Genomic DNA, 21,664 nt, shown 5'->3' with positions numbered 1-21,664 from the left:
AGGCAGGCACGCCGGCGAGAAAACGCCGCTGCAGCCTATTCCGCAGAGGAAAATCGGCGGCAGGCCGGGCCTAGTCCCACGGCTCAATTGGATTGCCCTGCCATACTGAGTTGGCGGGCACGCGGTCGCCGCGCATGACGAGCGAGCCGGGGCCGACGGTGCCGGCGTCGCCAAGCAGCGATGCTGGCAGTGCGACCGAGTGGGCAGCAAGGGTCGCGCCGTCTTCGATGGTGACGGTATCCAAGCTCATCACGCGGTCCTGGAAGAGGTGGGTCTGCACCACGGTGCCGGGGCCCACGGAAGCGCCCTTGCCCACGTAACAGAGGTCCGTCTCCGGGAACCAGTAGGAATCGATCCAGGCGCCCGCGCCGATCTTTACGCCCAGCGCGCGCAGTCCGAGATTGATCTCCCCAGCGCCCAGCGTGTGCTGGAAGAACCACGGTGCAGCGACGGCCTCAACGAAGGTGTCCTGCAGCTCATTGAGCCATACGAACGCGGACCACAGTGGGTGGTCGGCCGCGCGGTGCTTGCCCACGCAGATCCACTTCACGGCCACGGTGATAGCCATGCTGACCGCGCCAATTGCCATAAGCAGCAGTCCAGAGACAGCCCAGGCAAGGCCCACACCGTAGTTATCCACGAGCACGTACATGGTGGCTAACGTTGCTGCCAGCAGCATCGCCGAGGTCATCGGCGCGAGCAGGCGCATGGTCTCAACGAGACCGCGGGCCGCCTTCACTCCGAAGCCAGGGTTATAGGTCAGGGACTCGCCCTGTACGCCCTCAACGCTGGCCTCCACGCGGCGCATGCGCTCCGGCGGCGAACCCCACCAGTTCGAGCCCGACTTGGACTTCTTCGGCGTCGAGGAGAGCACCGCAACCAGCGAGTTCTTACCCAGCTTGCGGCCCGGGCCCGTGATGCCGGAGTTGCCCACGAAGGAGCGCTTGCCCACCTTGGTCTCGCCCGTGAGCATCCAGCCGCCGCCCAGCTCGTAGCCGCCGATCATCGTGTCGTCGGCCAGGAAGGCGCCGTCCTTGATGTCCGTCAGCTTCGGAATCATCACTGCTGTGGAAATCTCCACGTCTTTGCCGATCTTCGCGCCCAGCGAGCGCAGCCACGTCGGGGTTAGCTGCGAGGCGTAGAGCGGGAAGAGCGTCGTGCGGGCTTCGTCCATGAGACGCTCAACGGACCACAGGCGCCAGCCGGCAGCAGACCGTACCGGAGCCACGCCAGGCTTGAGGCCGATGGACAGAATCCGCACGCCCAGCCAGGTCTGCGCCATGAAGCAGGCGAATGCCGCCAGTGCGCCTAGCGGCGCGAAGAAGATCGAGCCGATGAAGTCGTTGCCCGCGGTCATGCTAAGGCCTGCGACAACGACGGCCGCGCCCACAGCGAGAGCTACCACCGGCTGGATGGCCAGCAGGATCGACGTTGCGCCGTAGAACGCAACCCACCACGGGCGGCGCTTCGGCGGCTCGGCGGGGAAGCGGTGCTTGGAGCGGCCTACCTTCTTGGCAGGCGAACCGGACCAGCGCTGACCGTCCTTGATCTTCTTTCGAGCCGTGACCGTGGAGCCGGCCTCCACGTGGGCGTACTTGCCCACATTGGTGCCCGGCAGCAGGGTAGATCGCGCACCAACGCGCGCGCCTTCGCCAACGTTGATGGCGCCAACGTGCAGTACGTCGCCGTCGAGCCAGTAGCCAGAAAGATCCACTTCCGGCTCGATAGCCGCGTGGTCACCCAACTTGAGCAGGCCCGTCACAGGGGGAAGAGAGTGCAGGTCAACGCCGCGGCCAATCTTCACGCCGAGTAGGCGCGCGTAGTTGTTCACCCACGTCGCGCCCGCAATCGAGCGCGAGCCCGAGGCATCAGCCCAGCGCTCCGCGGCCCAAATGCGCAGGTGCGCCGAGCCTCCGCGCGGGTAGTCGCCCGGCTTGATTCCCGCAGTGATAAGGCGCGCGCCGATGCCGCCTATCGGGATGCGGCCAATCGGAGTCGCAAAGAGCACCACCATGACGGCAACCAGCCACCACGGGGTAGTCAGCGCCCAATCCGCACCGAGCGCGTTCGCCACATTCGAGCCAAGCAGCAGCCAGGTCAGCCACGAAGTCGCAGCCAAGGTCATCACCGGAATCTGGATGAGCGTCTGCACCACGCGCGTGCCCATGCCCACCTTGCGCACCGTGCGTTTGGGCGCAGCCGAAGGCCGCTCCTCGACACCGCCGATGTGCTCGGCCAGCGAGCCTAGGCGCGGGTGGTCGTAGAGGTCACGCACCGCCACGGTGGGGTAGCGCTCACGGATGCGGCCTACCAACGTCGCCGCGGCCAGGGAGGTACCGCCCAGGGAGAAGAAGTCCGCGTTCTCATCCGAGACGGAAACGCCCAGCGTTTCCACCCACAGTTGCGCCAGCCACTGCTCGGTCTGGGTAAGGCCCGCGGCCTCCACACCAACGCCTGGAAGTGGCCACGGCAGGGCTTTCTTATCCACCTTGCCTGAGGTGCGCACCGGCAGCTTTTCCATCACGCAGATGCGCGGGACGAGTGCAGCCGGCATGGTCTCGGCCAGACGCTCGTGTGCGGCTTTTTCGTCAAAGCCCTTCGCCTCATCCTCCAAGGAAACGTAGCCCACCAGCACGGACTCGCCGCCCGGCGTCTTCTGCACTGCCACCGCGGAGTTATAGACGTTCGGCAGGGCCGCCACGTTGGCTTCGACCTCGCCGAGCTCGATGCGCCTGCCGCCAATCTTGACCTGGTCATCGATACGACCCACGAAGTACAGGCCGTCTTCCTCCAGACGGACGTGGTCGCCCGTGCGGTACGCGCGCTCCCACGCCATAGAGTCCAGCGGCGCGTACTTTTCCGCATCCTTTGCCGGATCCAAGTAGCGAGCCAAGCCGACGCCGCCGATAACCAGCTCGCCGACTTCGCCCACGCTCACCGGGAAGCCTTGCTTATCCACGACCACCAAGTCCCAGCCGTTCAAAGGCAAGCCGATGGAAACCGGCTGGCCCGGCACCATGCGCTGGGCACAAGCGACGACCGTCGCCTCCGTCGGGCCGTATGTATTCCACATCTCACGCTCGTCTGTTGCCAGGCGGTCTACCAGCTCCTGGGAACAGGCCTCGCCGCCGACGATGAGCAGGCGGATATTGTCCAGCGCCTCCGCCGGCCACAGGCCCGCCAAGGTCGGCACCGTGGAAACAACCGTGATGTCGCGGCGGATGAGCCACGGGCCTAAGTCCATGCCGGAGCGCACCAAAGAGCGTGGCGCCGGCACCAGGCAGGCACCGTGGCCCCAGGCCAGCCACATCTCCTCACAAGAAGCGTCGAATGCCACCGACAGGCCGGCTAGCACACGGTCGTCGGGGCCAAGCGGGCCTTGTGGGTGATCGACCAAAAACAGCGCCGCCTCGGCATCCACGAAAGCGGCCGCGGAGCGGTGGGTGACGGCCACGCCCTTCGGCTTGCCCGTGGAACCGGAGGTAAAGATGATCCACGCGGTGTCATCCGGCGTCGGTGCACCCTGGTGGGCGTCCTTTCCTACGCGCTCAGCTGAACGCAGCGAGCGGAAGCCCTCATCCGTAAACAGGCCATCGATGTCGGCCTCGCCAAAGACCATCTCGGCGCGCTCGTCGGGATCGTCCGCGTCGACCGGCACATAGGCCGCGCCCGCAGCCAAGGTAGCCAGAATCGCGAGATAGAGCTCTCGCTTGCCGGAGGTCATGCGGATGCCGATGCGGTCGCCGCGGCAGACGCCGTTGGCCTGCAGCTCGGCGGCCCATGCCTGGACGTCGGTGATGAGCTCTGAGTAGGTGAGCACCTCGCCGTCGTCAAGCGCGGCGGCGTCCGGGTTTAGCTCTGCAGTGGTTTGCACGATGTCCCACAGTGTGCGCTCGCGCGGCGCGCGATCCCGCAACAGGTATTGCTCCGGAATATGCACGATGCCCGCGCCGGGCTGCCGGGAATCTAAAAGGTCTTCGGGCAGCGCGTGGCGCCCGGTACTAGCGTCCTCTTCCGCCATTTAAGCATCACCCTCGCTTGAAGACATGATGGCGCGGGCCAGCTTGCGCAGGTGCTTGAGCTGCTTGGAGGTGGACTCGTCGAGGGCTTCGTCCTCGGCTGCGGCGACGAGCTCCGCGAGCTCCTTGTGGGCCTTCACGCCTTTCTTGGTGGAAGCCACGATCTGACGGCGGCGATCCTTCGGGTCGCGCTCGCGCTTGGCCCAGTTGCGCTCCTCCAGGGAATCGATGAGGCGCACCATGTCGGAGGCGTCGATCGCGAGGGTCTCGGAGAGCGCGGACTGGGAAGCAACGTCACCATCGACGAGGCAGGTAAGTACCCAGTACTCGCGGATGGTGGTCTGCCGGGTGCTGAGCGCTTGCTCGACGCCGTCGCGGGTGCGGCGGCGGAGGCGCTCCAGCTGGAAGGAAGGAGACTCTAGGAGCGCGGTAGGGATGGAAATAGAATTCAATGAAGGCATGCCGATGATTCTAACGCGCCTACGGCGGAACACCTAAATTATGGGTTATGGCCCATTAGTTTTACGCCGAGGCTAGCTTCTGAACAATGAGGGTGTTAAGGGATACGCCCTCTCGCTCCGCTTCAATGGTGAGGCTCCGGTGGAGCGATTGAGGGATGCGAAGGTTGAACTTTCCGGAAAAGCTGCGTTGGCCAAAAGGTTCTGGGGCTTGCTCATTGTTGCGTTGCATATCTTCTAGAGTTTCTTCGACGATGCTGCGCAGCTCGGACTCAGCGGTAGCTGCAGTGGAGTCGAGCCATGACAAGGAGGGGAACTCTAGGACTGTGGCAACGAATTCTCCATCCTCTTCGGACCACGCGGTTTGGTAGGTGTATTTGTCTGCGAGGTTCATGGTCTGCTCCTAGAAATAGAAGTCGCACTCAAGTTGCAGCTCAGAGAAGCGAACATTATTCCGAGAAGTCCGCATCTTGATGAGGATCTTTTCTATCTTTGAAACCACACTTTAGTGGTACCGTAAATGGTACCACTACTGTGTGGGGTAAACCATGGGACAACCTTGGGCCTTCCAACCATCCGTTCCGCCCTCGACGTTGATGACGTCCCAGCCCTTGGTGTGCTCCAGGTACTGGCACACCTGCATGCTGCGTCCGCCTAGGTGGCAGATGACGTAGATGTCTCGGTCCGGGTCAATCTCGTCGAGGCGCTCGACGAGGTCTCCCATCGGGATGTGCGTGGCGCCCTGGGCGTGCTCGGTGTTCCACTCGTGGTCCTCGCGGACGTCGATAAGCTGGGCGTTCTCTGGTACTTCCTGGGGCGTTACGTTTCTCATGCCCCATACCCTAGTCACGCGGAGGGCCTAGTGTTGCTACTCCACTCGTCGCGTCCATGGAAGAGCTTCAAACTCTGCGCGGTCTCCGTTCACAAACCGCTCAAGGAGGGACAAGGCTTCGTCGATGTCCTCAAGGAGCATCTGGAAGCTTTCCTCCTCACCGTTGTTGTGGCCCCATTCGACGAGGTAGCGCGCTGCTCCTGTTTCTGAGGGTTCCACGCGGTCGACCTGGCAGTAATCGCCCGGAACTATTCGGTCAAAGGCCGCTACCCACGCTCCCACTTCGGGGAAGCCGTCCTGGCGAACTGCTTCGAGAAGGTCATCGTTGAAAAGATATGCGGCCGAGCCGAAGACCGTGGCATTGACCATGAAGCGCTCTTCCTCAGGGATATCTGAGGACGACTTCTGATCTTGCCAATTCACTTTGTCCACCAATTGCGCTGGGGAGTAGGTGAATTCAACCATCACACCCAGAGCAAGGGGCAGTGGGGTAGAAGGGATTTCGTGTAGTTTCCCGTCGGGGGTGACAAGGTCAAGCGAAACGTTGTCGCCCGTGTAGGTGGTTGCCAAGGTATAACGCTCCTGGAAGTCCACCTGACTCCCGGATCGAACCTCAAGCTTCCATCCTGTGAAGAAGCGAAGCCCAGCTTCGAGTACGGAGGAGGATGTAGCCACCTCCCAAGTGTTCACATACAACTTATCCGCGAGTAGCTTCAACTGGCAGCTCTCAGCCCCTGGAAGCGGCTTGCCCGACGGGTTATACAGCGCCAGGGAATCATCGACAACAAGCGAAATGCCATAGTCCTGTGCCAGATGAGTTAGTCTCTCGATCGTGACCGTCCTGACGTCAGCAGGGATGAGCAGCCGAGTAAGTGCTTGGGCCTCTACCTGTTCCTCAGCGAGGAGGATTTCGCTTCCGAGCTTTGTGTTAATCCTCTCAATGTATTTCTGCATCCGAGGGCTGGGCTCGCCATTATGGTCAGCGCGGATGCGGTGCATCATGCATACTGATGCTTCAGTCCACTGTTCCTCGCGCTCTGGTAGCTCCATTGCTGTGACCGTGGTGTACGGCGCGGGATCCGAAGATGAAGAGTCCGGGAAGACCGTGGAAATCATCTCGCCGTTGCCGTCTAAATAGTGCTCCGCCACTGCGATGACTTCGTCTGCAATATCGAAGGTCTGCACATTGTCGGTGCCGAGGTTATCGTAAACCTTTGCGGTCCACTGTCCCTGTGTATTGCGGCCGTAGGCCAGGGAAAATGTTGGCCATTTGTGCAGGTGGACCATCACGCCTTCGGGGAGCTCCTTCACCGCGTCCAGCCGGCGCCAGGGTGTTTCGTGGCGGAATGAAGGATCCAGGATAGGTTTTGATGCGCGCTGAGAAAGCGGCTCCCATGCGAATTCTTCGATCAACGGGTTGCGATCACTGAAGGAAAGCAGAGTTTCTCGTGCTTCTTCGTAAGTATCGACAGTGAGTGTGCGGAATACCGGTTCAGTGGCCTCTGGAGGGAGGCTGGACCATATCAGTTCGAACTGGCCGCTTGCGCGCACGTGCATGGACATTTCGAGGCCGTAGCTTCGTTCTTCCGAGCCATAGTTGATTACCTGAATCCACGTCTGTTCGGACATCGGCAGGCGGAGTGCGTCTTCAAAGGCGCGATCAAGCATAGGTCTGCTGACCTGTCGCCACATAGTTCCCATGCAGTTCCTGATGGAGGAAAGGCCATTGCTGCTCGTGGGGATTCCAGTCGCATTAAAGAGGATGTCTGTGGTTCCAATGAAGACCACCAAGCCGTGGTAATACGCCAACAAAGCTAGCTTTTCTTGGAGCTCTAAATTGCTGGAATCCATCGTGACCGTGACGGCCGAATGCGCGGGCACGTCCTGTCCGAAGAGCTTGGAGAGTGCCGCCGATGCCTCTTCCATTTCTGGATCCGGCTTACGAAAGGAATCCAGCCCTTCCGTCTGTATTAACTCCAGAAAATAGTCATGGTCGGCAATTAATTCTTTCTTAAAGCGCACGATGTTGAGCTGCACGTCCATTAAGCGGGGTCCTTCCGGGGTGGGTTGGGCAAGGGCACGAACAAGCTTATATGTCTTGCGTCACAGTTTTCTTGGGATCCTCTGGACGGTCTCTGTCAGGGCGCTCTTGTCGACGGTGGGCGGGCGCGGGCTTTAGCGGTGCGCTGAAAGGTACTCCAAGATTGCCTTGACGCGGCGGTTGTCTTCGCTGGGATCTAAACGCAGCTTGGTGAAGATATTGGAGACGTGCTTGGCCACCGCGGCGGAAGAAAGGACGAGCTCGGCGGCGATGTCCTTGTTGGACTTGCCGCGGGACATGAGTTCGAGCACCTCGCGCTCGCGCGGGGTGAGCTCACCCAAGCCGCTGCGCCCGGAGCTCATTAAAGCCTGAGCCACGGTGGGGTCGATGACGGTGCCGCCCTGGGCCACCACGTCCAGGCTGGAGAGGAAGTCCCGCACTTCGGAGACGCGGTCTTTCAGAAGGTAGCCGGTGCCGGCATCGGGGGAGTCGAAGAGCTCCACCGCGTATGCGGGGGCCACATATTGGGAGAGCACCATGACGGGCAGGCCCGGGTATGCGTTTCTTAAGTTCACGGCGGCTTTCAAGCCGTCGTCGCCCATGCCCGGCGGCATGCGCACGTCCGTGATGACGATGTCCGGAAGCTCATCGCGCAGCTTGTCCACCACCGCCTCAAGCGCCGGGGCGGAGTCCGCCTGGCCCACAATTAAATGCCCGCGGCGCTCCAACAGGCCGGCGAGGCCCTCGCGCAGAATGGCGGAGTCATCCGCCACGACGATTCTCAAACTCATTGGTGAACTCCTGACTGTCCGCGATCGAGAAGAAGGGGAATCGAGCACGTCAGCCTCGTCGGCCCGCCCGGGGGAGAGCTCAGCGTCATCTCTCCGCCGAAAGCGACGAGGCGCTCGGCCATCCCCGCTAAGCCGTGACCTTGTAAAACCTGTGCGCCACCCGGCCCCTCATCCACCACGGTGATTTTCAAGGAGGCATCCGCGGTCACTAAAACGGAGACCGGCGCGCCGGGCGCGTGCTTGGCAGCGTTGGTTAAAGCCTCCGTGCCGAAGAAGTAGCCGCAGGCCAACACGGAAGCGGATAGCTTGGGCAAAGGATGCGGGGCGAAGACGCTGACGTGGGGGCCGTGGGAAGAAGCAGCGTCGGCAAGCGCGGCCACCAAACCATGATCCTGCAGGACCTGGGGGTGGATGCCGTGCACCGTGGCGCGCAAGGACTTGAGGCCGCGGTCCACGTCCTGCTTGGCCGCGGTGAGGAGCTCGGCGAGGTCTGCGGGGGCGTCGAGAAGAGCCTCCCCCAACTTCATGCTCGCGGCCACGAGGTATTGCTGCGCGCCATCGTGCAGGTCGCGCTCGATGCGAGCGCGCTCCACCTCATAGGCGTCCGCGATGGCGCGGCGCGAGGCCGTGAGCTGCGCAATCTGCTGCGCCTGCTGCTGCTCGTGCGTGGTGGAATGGGGCTTCTTACGGAACACGGTGCTAAGCATATCGGGCGACGGTCCCGTCAGGGGTAGTGCTGGCACTACCTTAAAGAGCAACGCTAGGGCTGTTCTTTCCGCGGGCCCGGCACGGTGGAATGAGAGACATGGCAAAGACACTTTCCCTGACAGACATCACCAAGGATTTCGGCGGCGGCCCGGTGCTCGCTGGAATCTCCCTCGACATTGAACCGGGCGAGCTCGTGGCCGTCATGGGGCCGTCCGGCTCCGGCAAATCCACGCTGCTGCACTGCATGTCCGGCGTGCTGACGCCTACGCACGGCAGCGTGCGCTACGGCGACGAGGAGCTCTCCGCGCTTGGCGACGGCCCCCGCTCCCGCACCCGCCTGCGCAACTTCGGCTTCGTCTTCCAAGACGGCCAGCTGCTGCCGGAGCTGAGCAACGTGGACAACGTGGCGCTGCCCGCCATGCTCAACGGAGTATCGCGTGGGGCTGCCCGCAAGCGCGCGATGGAGCTTCTTGATCAGCTTGGCCTTGGCGGTTTGGCGGATCGTCGCCCGGCGCAGGTCTCCGGTGGCCAGGCGCAGCGCGTGACCATCGCGCGTGCACTGGTGGCAAATCCGGGCATCGTCTTCGCCGACGAGCCCACCGGTGCGCTGGACCAGTCCACCGGCCACGAGGTGATGCAGATGCTCACGACCATCGTGCGCCAGTCGGGTGCCAGCCTGGTCATGGTCACGCATGACCCGAAGGTGGCCGATTGGATGCAGCGCCGCGTGGAGATTCGCGATGGCATCATTCACGACGACCGCCGCCTTGGGGTGATTCGATGAACACCGCGACCCTAGTTATGGACCTGCAGCGCGAATCTATTCGCGCGCGCTCAGGCACGGGAATCGTCTCGATGCTGGCGATTGTGAGCTTGACCATTGGCTCCGCCATCGCCTTCCTCGTTGCGGGTGGTACCTGGATGTTCTGGCAGCGCGCCCAGCACGTCGAGGATGCCGCCCCGGCACTCAAGGAAGCCTTCGGCAACGATATTACGGCCTGTTTTTATATCTGGTTCGCCCTAGCCCTTTTTGCCTGCGCGTTCATTCTTCCGGCGCTGTTTAACCTCACAGCCCAAGCAGCCGTCCTCGGTGCGTCCGGCAGGGAGCAGCGCCTGGCCACCCTGCGCCTGTTGGGGCTGAGCTCCCGGCAGGTGGAGCGCATGGCCATTGTGGAGACCGGCCTCCAGGCGGTGATCGGCATCGTGCTCGGTGGGCTGATCAGCCTGCTCGTCGCGCCGGTCTTCACCCAGCTGGATTTCCAGATGCGCCCCATCGCTCTGTCCGAGCTTCTCCTCCCGTGGTGGGGCTACCTCGCCGTGGCGGGTGTGCTTTTCCTGCTGGCCATCGGCGCCGCACTCGTCGGCATGAAGCGCGTGCGCGTGAGCCCGCTGGGCGTGGCCAAGCGTCAGATGCCCGCGGCTTACCGCTGGTGGCGCGCCATCGTCTTCCTCATCATCGTGGCGGCCGGTGGGGTTTTCCTCTTCGGCAAGGCGGGCCCGCCGACCGCCATGGTCATCGTGGTCATGTTCGGCATGCTGTGAGCATCAACCTCATCGCTCCCTTCATCCTGCAGCTCGGCGCGCACATCTTGTCCCTCTTCCCAGGCACCGCGCACTTCGTGGCCTGCCAGCGCGTGGCGGGCAATGCGCGCCCCGCGTGGAGGCGGAGTGCTGCCATCGGCTTCTTCGGTTACTTGGCGGGATTCCTCGTTACCGCGCCCTTGGGCTCCGATGCCCTGGCTCTGTCGCTCAAGGAAGACCCCGGAACGAACGTGGTGTTCAAAGACATCTCCACCGGTGTCGTGTTGACCCTCATCTTTGGCTTCACGCTGACCACCATGTCCATCATCCTGGGGCAGGTCTCCGGCATTTTTGAGGACAAGGAGCCCATCCGCTCCCTGGATCTCATGGGCGTGCCGCGTGGCTTCCAGTTCCGGTCCGGCGCCCTGACGATCATGGGGCCGGTGGTGGGCTTGAGTTTCTTCGGCTTCCTCTTCGGTGGCGGTATCGCCTCGCTGATGTTCTTCTCCAGCGTCGATTCAAGCGACGTCGACGTGAGCGCTCGCCTGCTTATGGCCTTCGGCTTCTTGGCAGTGGGCTGGCTGGTTACGCTCCTTGCCATCGTGATTGTGGAGCCTCTCCGCGGTTACGTGTTGCGCACGGGACGGCGAAAAGAATGAAAACGGTACTGAGAATCTTCGGTGGACTCTTTCTGGTTGCCTTCATCGCCGTGCTCGCGGCCGTGTATTTCTTCGGCCCTTCCTATGGCGGGGCGTTGTTGGGTAAGTCCTACTTCCTCTTCAACGCCAGCGAGAAGCGCATCAACACCGCGATGGTGGATACTGCAGCAATCACCGGAATCTATGGCGAGAGCGAAGAATTCCAGCGCGCCCGCGAGGCTTTCAAAAAGGACCCCACGAACGCCGAACTCCTCGATGCCGCCATCGATGCCGCCGGCGGCAAGCACTCCAAGGTCTTTAACACCGAGAAGGAAAAGGCCATCGACAACGCCGAGCCCTCGGTTTCCTTCGAGGACGGCATCCTGCGCGCCACCGTCCCGTCTATCGGCCGCCACGATGATGGCCAGGCCTATGCCGATACCTTGGCTCAAGGCCTGACTGCCCACCCGGAGGCCTGTGCCGCCGTGGTGGATCTGCGTGGCAACGACGGCGGCGATATGGGCCCGATGTACGCGGGCTTAAGCCCCCTGCTGCCGGATGGCACCGCGCTCTCCTTCGTCAGCCGCATGGGCACATCTGACGTGGTCATCGACGGCAATTCCGTCACCGGCGGCGGCACGCCCACCACCACGTCGGGCGGCAAACTTGAGGTTCCCGTCGCCGTGATTACCGACGACGAAACCGCCTCCTCCGCCGAAGCCACCCTCCTGGCCTTCCGCGGGCTGGACAACGTGCGCACCTTCGGCGAGCCGACCGCCGGCTACGCCTCCGCGAACGTGGTTCTGGATTACCCGGACGGCCGCTCGCTCATGCTCACCACGGCCAAGGACAAGGCGCGCACCGGCGAGGAATTCGCCGAGGACCCCATCGCCCCCGATGCCCCGGAATCCGAGCTCGATTCTTGGCTCGCTTCCCGCTGTGGCTCCTAAGCACGTTGCGGCTTCCTAGCCGCAACGCTCGCCTTCCCACCGCCAGTAGTGGTGCCACTTCCACGGCGGAGGAACGAACTCGCCCCGCCGTTTGATGACCGCGAGGACCTGGTGCACAGCGACGTCAAGGTGGTGCTCAATCGTGGCGGCGGTGAAGTGGAGGGGCAGGTAGCCGCGCTGGATGGCGTCGTTAAGCTTCTGGCGGTCGATTTCGAAGCGCTGCCGGTTCTCGCCTTTGTGATACGCATAGCCGTCCACCTCGATGGCAACCTTGTGTTCCTCTAGCACCAAGTCCCAGCGGTAGGGCCCAACCCGCACGTTGTTGCGGACTTTGACGTGGGGTTCAAGGCCCCGGGTGAGGTCGCGCTCCGGCTTGCTATCCGCCCCGACGATGGCTTTCTCCAACACCTCACGCGTGTGCTTGGGCAGGCGGCGAAAGTCCAGCTGCTCGGTCTCGATGCGCGAGCGCCCGTGTGGCCCAGCGAAGAAGGCCTCGATGAAGGCCACGCCATCCTCCTGCGCCATGGCCTCAATGCATTGCAGCGGGCTGCACACGTTTACCCCGTTCATACTGCCCAGCGCCTTGGGCCGTGCCCGCCGGCTGCGGAAATACGTGCTTGATGCCATCGTTCCTGCACGCAGGAAGTGAAGCGGAAAAGTCAGTTCTTGGCCAAGATACTGCTGAGCGGCGGAATAGCCGTCTAAAGCTGAGTCCGGCCAGCGCCGCGAGACGACTTCAGCGAGCTCGCGCGGCGTTGGCACCGCAGATAAATACAGACCGCGGCAAATCTTGATTGCCTGCCCCTTAGCAGCGCGGCGAGTCCCCGCGCGTCCCTCGAAAATTTCCATGTGCCCCCGACGAGTACGTTTCTAACAAATAAGCCCCCAGAAACCGCTGTTTTCGGCCCCCTATTTGATCGAATCGTACGTCACGAACGAGGAGTTGTCGCGGTGACAAAGAAAAAGGACGTTTCGATCAACTAAGGCCTCTCAAACCCTCGGATTTTGAGCCCTATTTGATCGAAACGTCCCTAGAAACGTGAATTACTTGAAGCGAGCGATAGCCTCTTCGAGGATCTTCTCCGCCTCAGCCTTGTCGCCCCAGCCAGAGCCGGTAACTTCCTTGTTCGGCTCCAAGTCCTTGTAGTGGACGAAGAAGTGCTCGATCTCGTCCTTGATGGAATCCTCAACATCGTTGATGTCCTGGTAGCGCTCCCAGCGAGGATCATCGATGACGCAAAGCAGCTTGTCGTCGCCGCCGGCCTCGTCGGTCATCTTGAAGACGCCGAGGACGCGAGCCTCAACAACAACGCCCGGGAAAACTGGCTCCGGCAGGATAACGAGAGCGTCGAGCGGGTCACCGTCCTCACCCAGGGTGTGGTCGATGAAACCGTAATCAGCCGGGTATGCCATTGGGGTGAACAGGTAGCGGTCGAGGTGAACCTTGCCGGTCTCGTGGTCAACCTCGTACTTGTTGCGGGAGCCCTTTGGGATCTCGATGGTTACTTCAACGCTCACTGCGTATTCCTCCATACAAATTGTGGGTACTGGGGGATTGCGGCCGAGAATATTCGGCATCATCAATCGCTGCCAATAGTCTACCGTGCCCCATTATCGCGCTAGGGTGAAAGGCGATGAAAGCGAAGCATATGTGGTGGACGGGCACGGCCGTGGTGATGGCCGCTGCCATTGCAGGCACGGCTGCACTTGGGGTAAACATCCAGAGCGCCTACAACAATTTGGACCACGGGTCCCCATATTCCCAGCCCACGCCGGCGACCCCTTTGCAGGTTGCCCAGCCCGGCGATGTGGATTTAGAAGCGCTGAAGGCCCGCCTTGATTCCCAGGCCAAGGACCCCGCGTTGGCGACGTTCGGCGCGCAGGTCATCGACACCACCAGCGATGAGGTGGTGTGGGAGCGCGACGCCCAGCGCCCGCTGACGCCGGCATCTTCCACCAAGGTGTTAACCCTTGCCGCAGCCACGTTGGCGCTCGGCGAGGACGAACGGATCACCACGCAGGTCCTGCAGGGCGAGCAGGAAGGCACGGTTGTGCTGCGCGCGGCTGGCGACGTCTGGATGACCTCCGCACAACTCGATGACCTTGCCGCCCAGGTGGGCAACGCTAAGCGCGTGGTGCTGGATACTTCCGCATGGGCAGGCCCGCAACAGGCGCCGGGTTGGGATCCCGAGAATGTCGACGAAGGCTTCGTGGCGCCTATGCAGCCCGCGATGCTTTACGGCGGCCGCCTCGGCGCCACGACTGGCGACGTCCCGCGTAGCCACACCCCGGCCACGGATCTTGCGCATGCACTGGCAAAACGCTTAGGCACCGACAAGGTCGAGGAAGGCGATGCTCCGCAGGCCGGCGTCGTGCTCGGTGAGGTACACTCCGCGCCGCTGGCCGAACGCGCGCAGGAAGCCGCGAAGCATTCCGACAACGTCATGACCGAGGCCATTGCCCGCGAGCTGGCCACGGCCCGTGGAAAGGAAGCCAGCTTCCAAGGCGCCACCGAGGCCACCCGCGAGGTGCTCGAAGAAAACGACATCGACTTAAACGGCGTGAATATTAAGGACAACTCCGGGCTGTCCACTGAGAACCGCATCCCGGCGGCAGTGCTGACGCGCATCATGGACATCGCCGCTACGAACGACACCCTGCGCCCCCTGCTGGGCTATCTTCCGCTGGCCGGTGGCGAGGGAACCTTGTACGAACGCTACGGCGATTCGCCTGCCCGCGGCTATGTTCGCGCCAAGACTGGCACGCTGACCGGCGTCTCTGCGCTGGCTGGTACCGCACAGGGCCAGTCCGGCCACGTCTATGCCTTCGCCTTTTTGGTCAACGACGGTGACATCTTGGCCGCCCGCAAGGCCCAAGACGCGCTGGCCAGCGTGCTGCATGAGTTCTAAATACGCGGCAAAGCCCTTCTGGCCGCGAGTTTCGCCAAACTTTCTGGCCTGCCGCCGCGCGGTGGTGGAGTGGGCGCAGGAGGCAAAGCCACAAGAAAGCATCGCCGTGGGGCTCTCCGGCGGCGCTGATTCTCTGGCACTGACCGCGGCCTTGGTGGCCGAGGGCTTCGAGGTACAAGCCCTGTGCGTCGATCATGGCCTGCAGCCGGGTTCTGCGGAGCAAGCCGGGAAGGCCGCCGGCCAAGCAGAAAGCTTGGGCGCGCGGGCAGAAGTACTGAAGGTGGAGGTTGCAGATCGAGGCTCCCTGGAGGCCGCCGCGAGACTAGCGCGCTACCAGGCTTTCGCCGGAGCGACGCGGCTGCCCGTGGCCGTGGCGCATACCGCCGACGACCAGGCCGAGACCCTGCTGCTTGGCGCGCTGCGCGGCAAGGTCGCCGGCATGCTGCCTGCCGCCGAGATTGAGGGCGTGCGCGTGGTGCGCCCCCTGTTGCAGGTCCGCCGCGCGCAGACGCTTGCCGCCTGCGAAGAGCTGGGCCTTGCGGTTTGGCATGACCCGCAAAACCGCGATACCTCCTTCCGCCGCGTGGCGCTGCGCCGCGAGATTATCCCGCAGCTTTCCCAGCTGATTGGAGGAGACTCCGTGCCCGCACTCGCCCAGGCGGCGGGGGATGCCGCGCTTGACGACGCCGCGTTAAGTAACGCGGCGTTGAGTAAGGCGGCGTTAAGCAACGCGGCACCGGGAAGCGAAGGCCTCGACGCTGCGGAGTTGGCAGCTCTTAGCGAACCGGTGCGACGGCGTATCCTGGCTGCGTGGCTGCATGAGCAGGGGGCGGAAGTAACCCGTGAGGTGCTGCGCGGCGTCGGCAAGCTGTGCACCAACTGGCACGGACAGGGAGGCGTGGCCGTGGCACCGAGCCTGAAAGAGCAAAAAATCATGGGGCAGAGGTTGGAAGTAAGAAGGGTTGGTGGCAAACTGGCACTATTGCCCGGTCACTAAAGGAGCGCAAGCGTGCACGACAAAAAAGATTTCAACGTCCCAGCAAATGCTTACGGCAAAGACGTCGAAGCCGTCCTCATTGGCGAGGAAGAGCTGCAAGCACGAATCCAGGAAATGGCGGATAACGTAGCCGCTAAATATAAGGACGCAGAGGAAGAACTCATCCTCGTTTGCGTGCTCAAGGGAGCCGTTTTCTTCATGACGGACTTCGCGCGCAAGCTGTCTATTCCTTCCCAGATGGAGTTCATGGCGGTTTCTTCCTACGGCAACGCCACCTCCTCTTCCGGCGTGGTCCGCATCTTGAAGGACCTTGACCGCGACATCGAAGGCCGCGACGTTCTAATCGTTGAGGACATCATCGACTCTGGCCTCACCCTGTCCTGGCTGATCCGCAACCTCAAGGGCCGCAACCCGCGCTCCCTCGAGGTGGTCACCTTGCTGCGTAAGCCGGAGGTCATTCGTGCCGAGATCGATCTGTTCGATGTTGGATTCGATATTCCGAACGAGTTCGTCATCGGCTACGGTCTCGACTACGCGGAGCGTTACCGCGACCTGCCTTACGTCGGCACCTTGCATCCAGACGTCTACACCAACAAATAGGGATTACTAGGTACAAATAGGTACTAATGAAAAACAAGAAACTCCTTCGCTACGGCGGAATCGCAGCGCTTGTACTCGTAGCGCTTTATGCATTCACCTTCTTTACCAACGATGCACGCAACTACGTCCAGGTGGAGACATCCGTAGCGGTCAAGCAGCTGACGGACAAAAACGTCGCTGAGGCGCAAATCGACGACCGCGAACAGCAGCTGCGCCTCAAGCTCAAAAAGCCAGTGACGGTGGAAGAGCGCGAGGGCGTCGAAGAAATCATCGCCAAGTACCCGGCCCGCGCCGGCGAACAGATCTTTAACTCTGTTAAGGACTCCGGCGCGGAGAAGTACCAGACCAAGGTCACCCAGGAATCTTTCCTGGGCTCGATGGTCAGCTTCCTGTTGCCGATGATCATCCTGTTCGCGTTCCTGTTCTGGTTCATGTCCCGCATGCAGCAAAACGGCGGCGGGATGTTCGGTATCGGCGGCTCCAAGGCCAAGGAGCTGACCAAGGACATGCCCACCAACACGTTCGAGGACGTGGCTGGTGCCGATGAAGCAGTGGACGAGCTGCAGGAAATCAAGGATTTCTTGGATGATCCCGAGCGCTACCATGCCCTCGGCGCGAAGATTCCGCGCGGCGTTTTGCTCTACGGTCCTCCCGGCACGGGTAAGACGCTGCTGGCCCGCGCCGTTGCGGGCGAGGCGGGAGTTCCTTTCTTCTCCATCTCCGGCTCGGACTTCGTGGAGATGTTCGTCGGCGTGGGTGCTTCCCGCGTACGCGACCTGTTTAAGCAGGCGAAGGAAAACAGCCCGTGCATCATCTTCGTCGACGAGATTGACGCCGTGGGCCGCCAGCGTGGCTCCGGCACCGGCGGCGGACATGACGAGCGCGAGCAGACCCTGAACCAGCTGCTGGTGGAGATGGACGGCTTCGGCGACCGCGAGGGCGTCATCCTCATCGCGGCCACCAACCGCCCAGACATCCTGGACCCGGCTCTGCTGCGCCCGGGCCGCTTTGACCGCCAGATCCCGGTCACGAACCCGGACCTGGCCGGTCGCGAGCAAATCCTGCGCGTGCATGCGAAGGATAAGCCGCTGGCCAAGGAAGTCGACGTCGCCCAGCTGGCCAAGCGCACCGCCGGTATGTCCGGCGCGGACCTGGCTAACGTCCTGAACGAGGCTGCACTTTTGACCGCCCGCATTGGCGGCAATGTGATTACTTATGACGCTCTCGAGGAGGCCACCGACCGCGTCGTCGGCGGTCCGCGCCGCCAAGGCAAGATCATCTCCGAGCACGAGAAGAAGGTCACCGCGTACCACGAGGGCGGCCACACCTTGGCCGCTTGGGCGCTCAAGGACATTGAGCGCGTTTACAAGGTCACCATCTTGGCCCGTGGCCGCACCGGTGGCCACGCGATGACCTCGCAGGAAGACGACAAGGGCATGTACACCCGCGACGAGCTCTTCTCCCGCTTGGTCTTTGCCATGGGCGGCCGTGCTGCCGAGGAGCTCGTGTTCGGCGCGCCGACAACCGGCGCCTCCTCTGATATTGAAAACGCCACCAAGATCGCTCGTTCCATGCTGACCGAGTACGGCTTCTCCCCGGACCTTGGCACCGTGAAATACGGCAAGGAGCAGGGCGACCCATTCGGCTACGGCATGGGCGGCGGTTCCATCGAGTACTCCGAAGACGTGGCTACCCGCATCGACGAGCAGATGCGCTACTTGTTGGATCGCGCGCATCAGCAGGCCTACGACATCTTGGCGGAGCACCGCGACTACCTGGATAAGCTCGCGGAGATGCTGCTGGACAAGGAGACCCTCCGTCGCCCCGACCTGGAGGGCATCTTTGAGGGCATCGAGCCACGCGCGGCTTTCGACGTCTTCCCGAACGAGGACGATCGCTTCCCGCGCCAGGCTGGCCGCGAGCCAGTCAAGACTCCGGCCGAGTTGGCCAAGGAACGCGGCGAGGAGCTGCCACCGCGCATGACTTTGGTTGAGGCTTCCCGTGCGGCACGCGAGCGTCGCCTAGCAGGCCAGGACCCACAGCCCACCGGCGAGATTGGCTTCAACTTTGGCCAGCACGCGGGCGACAAGGTCGATAGCGAGAAAAACACTTTCTTCGCACCAGAAGAAAAACAAGCCGAAAAGCCGGCACAGCCTGCTCCGGCTCCCGAAACTCCCGCTGGCCAGGCCCCGAGCGACCGCCCGACCACCGAAATTCCCCGCGTCGGCAGCCGCCACGCCAAGCCGCAGCCTGACCGCGACCAGTGGTCCAGCTTCGGCGAGAACCAGCGTGCCAATAACCCGTACAACGCGCCTCGCTCTGGCAACCAGGGCCAGGCCAGTCCCTACAAGGATTCAGATGAGCAATAACATCCCCGCCAGGGGCGAATTTGATCAGGCCCGCGCGGAGGCAGCGATCCGCGAGTTGCTCATCGCAGTAGGGGAGGACCCCGACCGCGAGGGCCTGCAGGAGACGCCAGCCCGAGTCGCGCGCGCTTACAAGGAAGTCTTCGCCGGCCTGCACGCGGACCCAACCGAGGTCCTGCACAAGACCTTCGCCGAGGAGCACCAAGAACTGGTCTTGGTGCGCGATATCCCGATTTACTCCACCTGCGAGCACCACCTGGTGCCTTTCTACGGCGTGGCGCACATCGGCTACATCCCGGGCCCAGACGGCCAGGTCACCGGCCTGTCCAAGCTAGCCCGCCTGGCCGATATGTACGCCAAGCGTCCGCAAGTCCAGGAGCGTCTGACCTCCCAGATTGCCGATGCCCTGGTGGAGGTCCTCCACGCGCAATCTGTCATCGTGGTCATCGAATGCGAGCACCTGTGCATGGCCATGCGCGGCATCCGCAAGCCTGGCGCTACCACCACGACCTCGGCCGTCCGCGGCGGTTTCAAGTCCAATGCCGCTTCCCGCGCTGAGGTAATGAGCCTTATTAGGAGCTAGAAATGACTGTCAGTGACTTGACCGTCCCGGGCCGCACGCTGGTCATGGGAATCGTGAACGTCACCGAGGATTCTTTTTCTGACGGCGGGCGGTGGCTCAACATCGACGCCGCGATTGAGCACGCCCGCGAATTGGTCGCGGCGGGTGCAGACATCATCGATGTTGGCGGCGAATCCACCCGCCCCGGCGCAGTCCGCGTGGACGCGAAGGACGAGGAAAACCGCGTGGTTCCGGTCATCCGCGCGCTGCACGAGGAGGGCATCAAAACCTCCGTGGATACGATGCGTGCGTCGGTGGCGGCGGCGTCGGCAAGCGCGGGCGTGGACCTCATCAACGATGTCTCCGGCGGGCTTGCGGACCCTGACATGCTGGCCGTGATGGTCGATAGCGCGCTGCCCGTGTGTCTGATGCACTGGCGTACCGTACAGTTCGGCTCCGCCGCCGGCAGTGCGGACCATGGCGGCGATGTCGTGCGCGACGTGCACGAACGCCTAGCGCAGCTGAGCGACGCCGCCCTTGCAGCAGGCGTGCGCGCTGACAACATCGTCCTGGATCCGGGCCTGGGCTTTGCTAAGACCCCGCAGGATAACTGGGCGTTGTTGAAGGCACTGCCGAGCTTCCTTGAGGGCGAGTTTCCGATCCTCGTGGGCGCTTCCCGCAAGCGCTTCCTCGCCGCCATCCGCGAGGACCGCGGCGTGGAAGCCTCGCCCGTGCTCGCCGATCCCGCCACCGCCGCTGTCACCGCGATCTCCGCGCAAATGGGTGCGTGGGGCGTGCGCGTGCACGAGGTCGGCGTCTCCCGCGATGCCGTCGACGTCGCCGCCGCGTGGAACGCTGGCTTGGCCTATTCTGGCGGCGTAAACGCCACCCGTAGCTACACCAACGGCGCTGCGTCTAAGGAAGGAAACCGCTAATGGCAGACCGCATCGAACTGACCGGCCTGGAGTGTTTTGGTTACCACGGTGTCTTCGAGGAAGAAAAGCGCGAGGGTCAGCCCTTCCTGGTGGACATCACCTGCTGGACTGAGTTCCCAACCACAGATGACCTTGCGAACACCGTAAGCTACGCCGAGCTTGCCGACGTCGCGGCGGACATCGTCGAGGGCCCGTCGCGCGATCTCATCGAGACCGTGGCCAACGAGGTGGCCGATACCGTGATGCAGCGTTATGACCTGCTGCATGCGGTCGAGGTGACCATTCATAAGCCGAAGGCGCCGATTCCGCGCACCTTCGCCGACGTCGCCGTCGTGGCGCGTCGCTCGCGAAAGAGCATGCGAGGAGGCAAGTGACGATGCGCGCGGTACTTTCGATTGGCTCCAACATGGATGACCGCCGCGCATTGCTGCAGACGGTCTTCGACGAGTTCGCCGCGGAAACCGTGGCGGCCTCGCCCATTTATTCCACCCCGCCGTGGGGTGTTACGGACCAGGACGAGTTCCTTAACGCGGTGCTCATTGTGGACGTAGAGGAGAGCCCAGTGGAGTTGCTGCGCCGCGGCCAGGCCCTTGAGCAGGCCGCCGAGCGCGTCCGCGTGCGCCACTGGGGCCCGCGCACCCTGGACGTGGACATCGTGCAGGTAGAAGGCGTGACCTCTAGCGATCCGGAACTGACGCTTCCGCATCCTTATGCCCACGAGCGCGCCTTCGTGCTGGTGCCATGGCTGGCTGCGGACCCAGATGCGCGGCTTGGCGATACCCCGGTTGCAGACCTCATCGCTGCGCTCGACCTGGCCGAAGTAGAGCAGGTGAAGCTGGCATGAAGCGGACGTCGATAGGCTGGCTTGTCGGAGTAGGGCTCTTCGTTGCCGCTGCGGCTGCGATTTTGACCTCCCGCTTTTACGGCTCCATGCTGGCCATCCCGGCGACTGTTTCCATTTCCCTGTGGGCCGTGACGGCCGTGTGTGTCTTTTTGACGTGGAAGGTGCGCCAAGCCAAGAGCAAAGAACACGGTATTGGTCTAGATAACTCGCAGCTCAATCCCATGACCATCGCGCAGTTTCTGCTCGTGGGCAAAGCCTCGGCGTGGACCGGCGCCATCGTCGGCGGCGGCTACTTGGGCATGTTGGTCTATGTGCTTCCTCATGCGAATGAGCTGGTGGCCGCCGCTAGTGACCTTACGGGCGTGCTGACTTCCGCCCTCGGCGGCATCGCCATGGCAGTGGCTGGCGTGGTCTTGGAACGCCACTGTGAGGTGCCGCCCGACGCGCTGGGTCAGACTTAGTGGGCTAATTAAAGGATCGGACTGTAAATTGG

The 21,664-nt window shown here is 62.9% G+C and carries 22 protein-coding genes; 13 read left to right on the top strand and 9 right to left on the bottom strand.

Annotated elements, in window-relative coordinates:
* Nucleotides 1-70: 70 nt before the first annotated feature.
* The 7 genes from HMPREF3169_RS00295 to HMPREF3169_RS00265 all read right to left on the bottom strand — a co-directional run bounded on the left by HMPREF3169_RS00295 (nt 71) and on the right by HMPREF3169_RS00265 (nt 8,848).
* Nucleotides 71-4,021 (bottom strand): Pls/PosA family non-ribosomal peptide synthetase, encoded by a 3,951-nt coding sequence (locus HMPREF3169_RS00295; RefSeq protein ID WP_070455272.1) that lies wholly within the window; start codon nt 4,019-4,021, stop codon nt 71-73.
* Nucleotides 4,022-4,480 (bottom strand): MarR family winged helix-turn-helix transcriptional regulator, encoded by a 459-nt coding sequence (locus HMPREF3169_RS00290; RefSeq protein ID WP_062037089.1) that lies wholly within the window; start codon nt 4,478-4,480, stop codon nt 4,022-4,024. It lies immediately after the preceding gene.
* A gap of 61 nt (nt 4,481-4,541) precedes the next feature.
* Nucleotides 4,542-4,871: a type II toxin-antitoxin system HicB family antitoxin gene (locus tag HMPREF3169_RS00285; RefSeq protein ID WP_062037092.1), complete on the bottom strand. Its 330-nt coding sequence runs from the start codon at nt 4,869-4,871 to the stop codon at nt 4,542-4,544.
* Nucleotides 4,872-5,006: 135 nt separating this feature from the next.
* Nucleotides 5,007-5,309: a rhodanese-like domain-containing protein gene (locus HMPREF3169_RS00280; protein ID WP_062037095.1), complete on the bottom strand. Its 303-nt coding sequence runs from the start codon at nt 5,307-5,309 to the stop codon at nt 5,007-5,009.
* 36 nt (nt 5,310-5,345) lie between these two features.
* A complete protein-coding gene (locus tag HMPREF3169_RS00275) occupies nt 5,346-7,352 on the bottom strand; it encodes a hypothetical protein (protein WP_070455270.1) in 2,007 nt (668 codons plus the stop codon).
* 132 nt (nt 7,353-7,484) lie between these two features.
* Nucleotides 7,485-8,141, bottom strand: a complete 657-nt coding sequence (locus HMPREF3169_RS00270; protein WP_062037101.1) for a LuxR C-terminal-related transcriptional regulator — start codon at nt 8,139-8,141, stop codon at nt 7,485-7,487.
* Nucleotides 8,138-8,848, bottom strand: a complete 711-nt coding sequence (locus HMPREF3169_RS00265; RefSeq protein WP_062037104.1) for a sensor histidine kinase — start codon at nt 8,846-8,848, stop codon at nt 8,138-8,140. The genes HMPREF3169_RS00270 and HMPREF3169_RS00265 overlap by 4 nt, the downstream gene beginning before the upstream one ends.
* 98 nt (nt 8,849-8,946) lie before the next feature.
* Between HMPREF3169_RS00265 and HMPREF3169_RS00260 the strand changes: the two genes are divergently transcribed.
* Genes HMPREF3169_RS00260 through HMPREF3169_RS00250 form a run of 4 tightly spaced genes read left to right on the top strand, consistent with a single transcriptional unit; the run spans nt 8,947 to nt 11,958 of the window.
* Nucleotides 8,947-9,633 (top strand): ABC transporter ATP-binding protein, encoded by a 687-nt coding sequence (locus tag HMPREF3169_RS00260; protein ID WP_040425408.1) that lies wholly within the window; start codon nt 8,947-8,949, stop codon nt 9,631-9,633.
* On the top strand, nt 9,630-10,391 hold the full coding sequence (locus HMPREF3169_RS13300; RefSeq protein WP_246815565.1) for an FtsX-like permease family protein: 762 nt from the start codon (nt 9,630-9,632) through the stop codon (nt 10,389-10,391). The genes HMPREF3169_RS00260 and HMPREF3169_RS13300 overlap by 4 nt, the downstream gene beginning before the upstream one ends.
* A complete protein-coding gene (locus HMPREF3169_RS13295) occupies nt 10,388-11,029 on the top strand; it encodes a hypothetical protein (RefSeq protein WP_246815564.1) in 642 nt (213 codons plus the stop codon). The genes HMPREF3169_RS13300 and HMPREF3169_RS13295 overlap by 4 nt, the downstream gene beginning before the upstream one ends.
* Nucleotides 11,026-11,958: a S41 family peptidase gene (locus tag HMPREF3169_RS00250; RefSeq protein ID WP_070455268.1), complete on the top strand. Its 933-nt coding sequence runs from the start codon at nt 11,026-11,028 to the stop codon at nt 11,956-11,958. Before HMPREF3169_RS13295 ends, HMPREF3169_RS00250 begins: the two co-directional genes overlap by 4 nt.
* A 15-nt stretch (nt 11,959-11,973) precedes the next feature.
* On the opposite strand, the gene HMPREF3169_RS00245 is transcribed toward HMPREF3169_RS00250, so the two are convergent.
* Nucleotides 11,974-12,807, bottom strand: a complete 834-nt coding sequence (locus HMPREF3169_RS00245) for an endonuclease domain-containing protein (protein ID WP_070455266.1) — start codon at nt 12,805-12,807, stop codon at nt 11,974-11,976.
* A gap of 195 nt (nt 12,808-13,002) precedes the next feature.
* On the bottom strand, nt 13,003-13,476 hold the full coding sequence (locus HMPREF3169_RS00240) for an inorganic diphosphatase (RefSeq protein WP_062037114.1): 474 nt from the start codon (nt 13,474-13,476) through the stop codon (nt 13,003-13,005).
* Nucleotides 13,477-13,592: 116 nt separating this feature from the next.
* On the opposite strand from HMPREF3169_RS00240, the gene dacB reads away from it, so the two are divergent.
* The 9 genes from dacB to HMPREF3169_RS00195 are packed head-to-tail and all read left to right on the top strand — an operon-like array spanning nt 13,593 to nt 21,632.
* Nucleotides 13,593-14,867: a D-alanyl-D-alanine carboxypeptidase/D-alanyl-D-alanine endopeptidase gene (gene dacB / locus HMPREF3169_RS00235; RefSeq protein ID WP_070455264.1), complete on the top strand. Its 1,275-nt coding sequence runs from the start codon at nt 13,593-13,595 to the stop codon at nt 14,865-14,867.
* Nucleotides 14,857-15,864, top strand: a complete 1,008-nt coding sequence (gene tilS, locus HMPREF3169_RS00230) for a tRNA lysidine(34) synthetase TilS (RefSeq protein WP_070455262.1) — start codon at nt 14,857-14,859, stop codon at nt 15,862-15,864. Before dacB ends, tilS begins: the two co-directional genes overlap by 11 nt.
* 12 nt (nt 15,865-15,876) lie before the next feature.
* Entirely contained in the window at nt 15,877-16,464 is a 588-nt protein-coding gene (gene hpt / locus HMPREF3169_RS00225; protein WP_061924728.1) for a hypoxanthine phosphoribosyltransferase, read from the top strand.
* Between the two features lie 26 nt (nt 16,465-16,490).
* Entirely contained in the window at nt 16,491-18,833 is a 2,343-nt protein-coding gene (gene ftsH / locus HMPREF3169_RS00220) for an ATP-dependent zinc metalloprotease FtsH (protein WP_070455261.1), read from the top strand.
* On the top strand, nt 18,823-19,413 hold the full coding sequence (gene folE, locus HMPREF3169_RS00215) for a GTP cyclohydrolase I FolE (RefSeq protein ID WP_062037128.1): 591 nt from the start codon (nt 18,823-18,825) through the stop codon (nt 19,411-19,413). The genes ftsH and folE overlap by 11 nt, the downstream gene beginning before the upstream one ends.
* A gap of 2 nt (nt 19,414-19,415) precedes the next feature.
* A complete protein-coding gene (gene folP / locus HMPREF3169_RS00210; protein WP_070455259.1) occupies nt 19,416-20,327 on the top strand; it encodes a dihydropteroate synthase in 912 nt (303 codons plus the stop codon).
* Entirely contained in the window at nt 20,327-20,701 is a 375-nt protein-coding gene (folB, locus tag HMPREF3169_RS00205) for a dihydroneopterin aldolase (RefSeq protein WP_061924717.1), read from the top strand. Before folP ends, folB begins: the two co-directional genes overlap by 1 nt.
* Nucleotides 20,702-20,703: 2 nt before the next feature.
* The gene (folK, locus tag HMPREF3169_RS00200; RefSeq protein WP_070455257.1) at nt 20,704-21,171 is read left to right on the top strand and encodes a 2-amino-4-hydroxy-6-hydroxymethyldihydropteridine diphosphokinase; all 468 of its coding nucleotides are present in this window, start codon (nt 20,704-20,706) and stop codon (nt 21,169-21,171) included.
* Entirely contained in the window at nt 21,168-21,632 is a 465-nt protein-coding gene (locus tag HMPREF3169_RS00195) for a DUF3180 domain-containing protein (RefSeq protein WP_061924713.1), read from the top strand. The genes folK and HMPREF3169_RS00195 overlap by 4 nt, the downstream gene beginning before the upstream one ends.
* Nucleotides 21,633-21,664: the final 32 nt, after the last annotated feature.

Origin of the sequence: Corynebacterium sp. HMSC08C04, assembly GCF_001807495.1 — a bacterium.
Taxonomy (GTDB): domain Bacteria; phylum Actinomycetota; class Actinomycetes; order Mycobacteriales; family Mycobacteriaceae; genus Corynebacterium; species Corynebacterium simulans.
This window is presented reverse-complemented; position numbering and strand designations above follow the sequence as displayed.

Bases quoted from the DNA above. Each gene is read 5' to 3' on its own strand.
- HMPREF3169_RS00295 (WP_070455272.1), bottom strand. From the start codon at position 4,021: ATGGCGGAAGAGGACGCTAGTACCGGGCGCCACGCGCTGCCCGAAGAC.
- HMPREF3169_RS00290 (WP_062037089.1), bottom strand. From the start codon at position 4,480: ATGCCTTCATTGAATTCTATTTCCATCCCTACCGCGCTCCTAGAGTCT.
- HMPREF3169_RS00285 (WP_062037092.1), bottom strand. From the start codon at position 4,871: ATGAACCTCGCAGACAAATACACCTACCAAACCGCGTGGTCCGAAGAG.
- HMPREF3169_RS00280 (WP_062037095.1), bottom strand. From the start codon at position 5,309: ATGAGAAACGTAACGCCCCAGGAAGTACCAGAGAACGCCCAGCTTATC.
- HMPREF3169_RS00275 (WP_070455270.1), bottom strand. From the start codon at position 7,352: ATGGACGTGCAGCTCAACATCGTGCGCTTTAAGAAAGAATTAATTGCC.
- HMPREF3169_RS00270 (WP_062037101.1), bottom strand. From the start codon at position 8,141: ATGAGTTTGAGAATCGTCGTGGCGGATGACTCCGCCATTCTGCGCGAG.
- HMPREF3169_RS00265 (WP_062037104.1), bottom strand. From the start codon at position 8,848: ATGCTTAGCACCGTGTTCCGTAAGAAGCCCCATTCCACCACGCACGAG.
- HMPREF3169_RS00260 (WP_040425408.1), top strand. From the start codon at position 8,947: ATGGCAAAGACACTTTCCCTGACAGACATCACCAAGGATTTCGGCGGC.
- HMPREF3169_RS13300 (WP_246815565.1), top strand. From the start codon at position 9,630: ATGAACACCGCGACCCTAGTTATGGACCTGCAGCGCGAATCTATTCGC.
- HMPREF3169_RS00250 (WP_070455268.1), top strand. From the start codon at position 11,026: ATGAAAACGGTACTGAGAATCTTCGGTGGACTCTTTCTGGTTGCCTTC.
- HMPREF3169_RS00245 (WP_070455266.1), bottom strand. From the start codon at position 12,807: ATGGAAATTTTCGAGGGACGCGCGGGGACTCGCCGCGCTGCTAAGGGG.
- dacB (WP_070455264.1), top strand. From the start codon at position 13,593: ATGAAAGCGAAGCATATGTGGTGGACGGGCACGGCCGTGGTGATGGCC.
- tilS (WP_070455262.1), top strand. From the start codon at position 14,857: ATGAGTTCTAAATACGCGGCAAAGCCCTTCTGGCCGCGAGTTTCGCCA.
- ftsH (WP_070455261.1), top strand. From the start codon at position 16,491: ATGAAAAACAAGAAACTCCTTCGCTACGGCGGAATCGCAGCGCTTGTA.
- folE (WP_062037128.1), top strand. From the start codon at position 18,823: ATGAGCAATAACATCCCCGCCAGGGGCGAATTTGATCAGGCCCGCGCG.
- folP (WP_070455259.1), top strand. From the start codon at position 19,416: ATGACTGTCAGTGACTTGACCGTCCCGGGCCGCACGCTGGTCATGGGA.
- folB (WP_061924717.1), top strand. From the start codon at position 20,327: ATGGCAGACCGCATCGAACTGACCGGCCTGGAGTGTTTTGGTTACCAC.
- folK (WP_070455257.1), top strand. From the start codon at position 20,704: ATGCGCGCGGTACTTTCGATTGGCTCCAACATGGATGACCGCCGCGCA.
- HMPREF3169_RS00195 (WP_061924713.1), top strand. From the start codon at position 21,168: ATGAAGCGGACGTCGATAGGCTGGCTTGTCGGAGTAGGGCTCTTCGTT.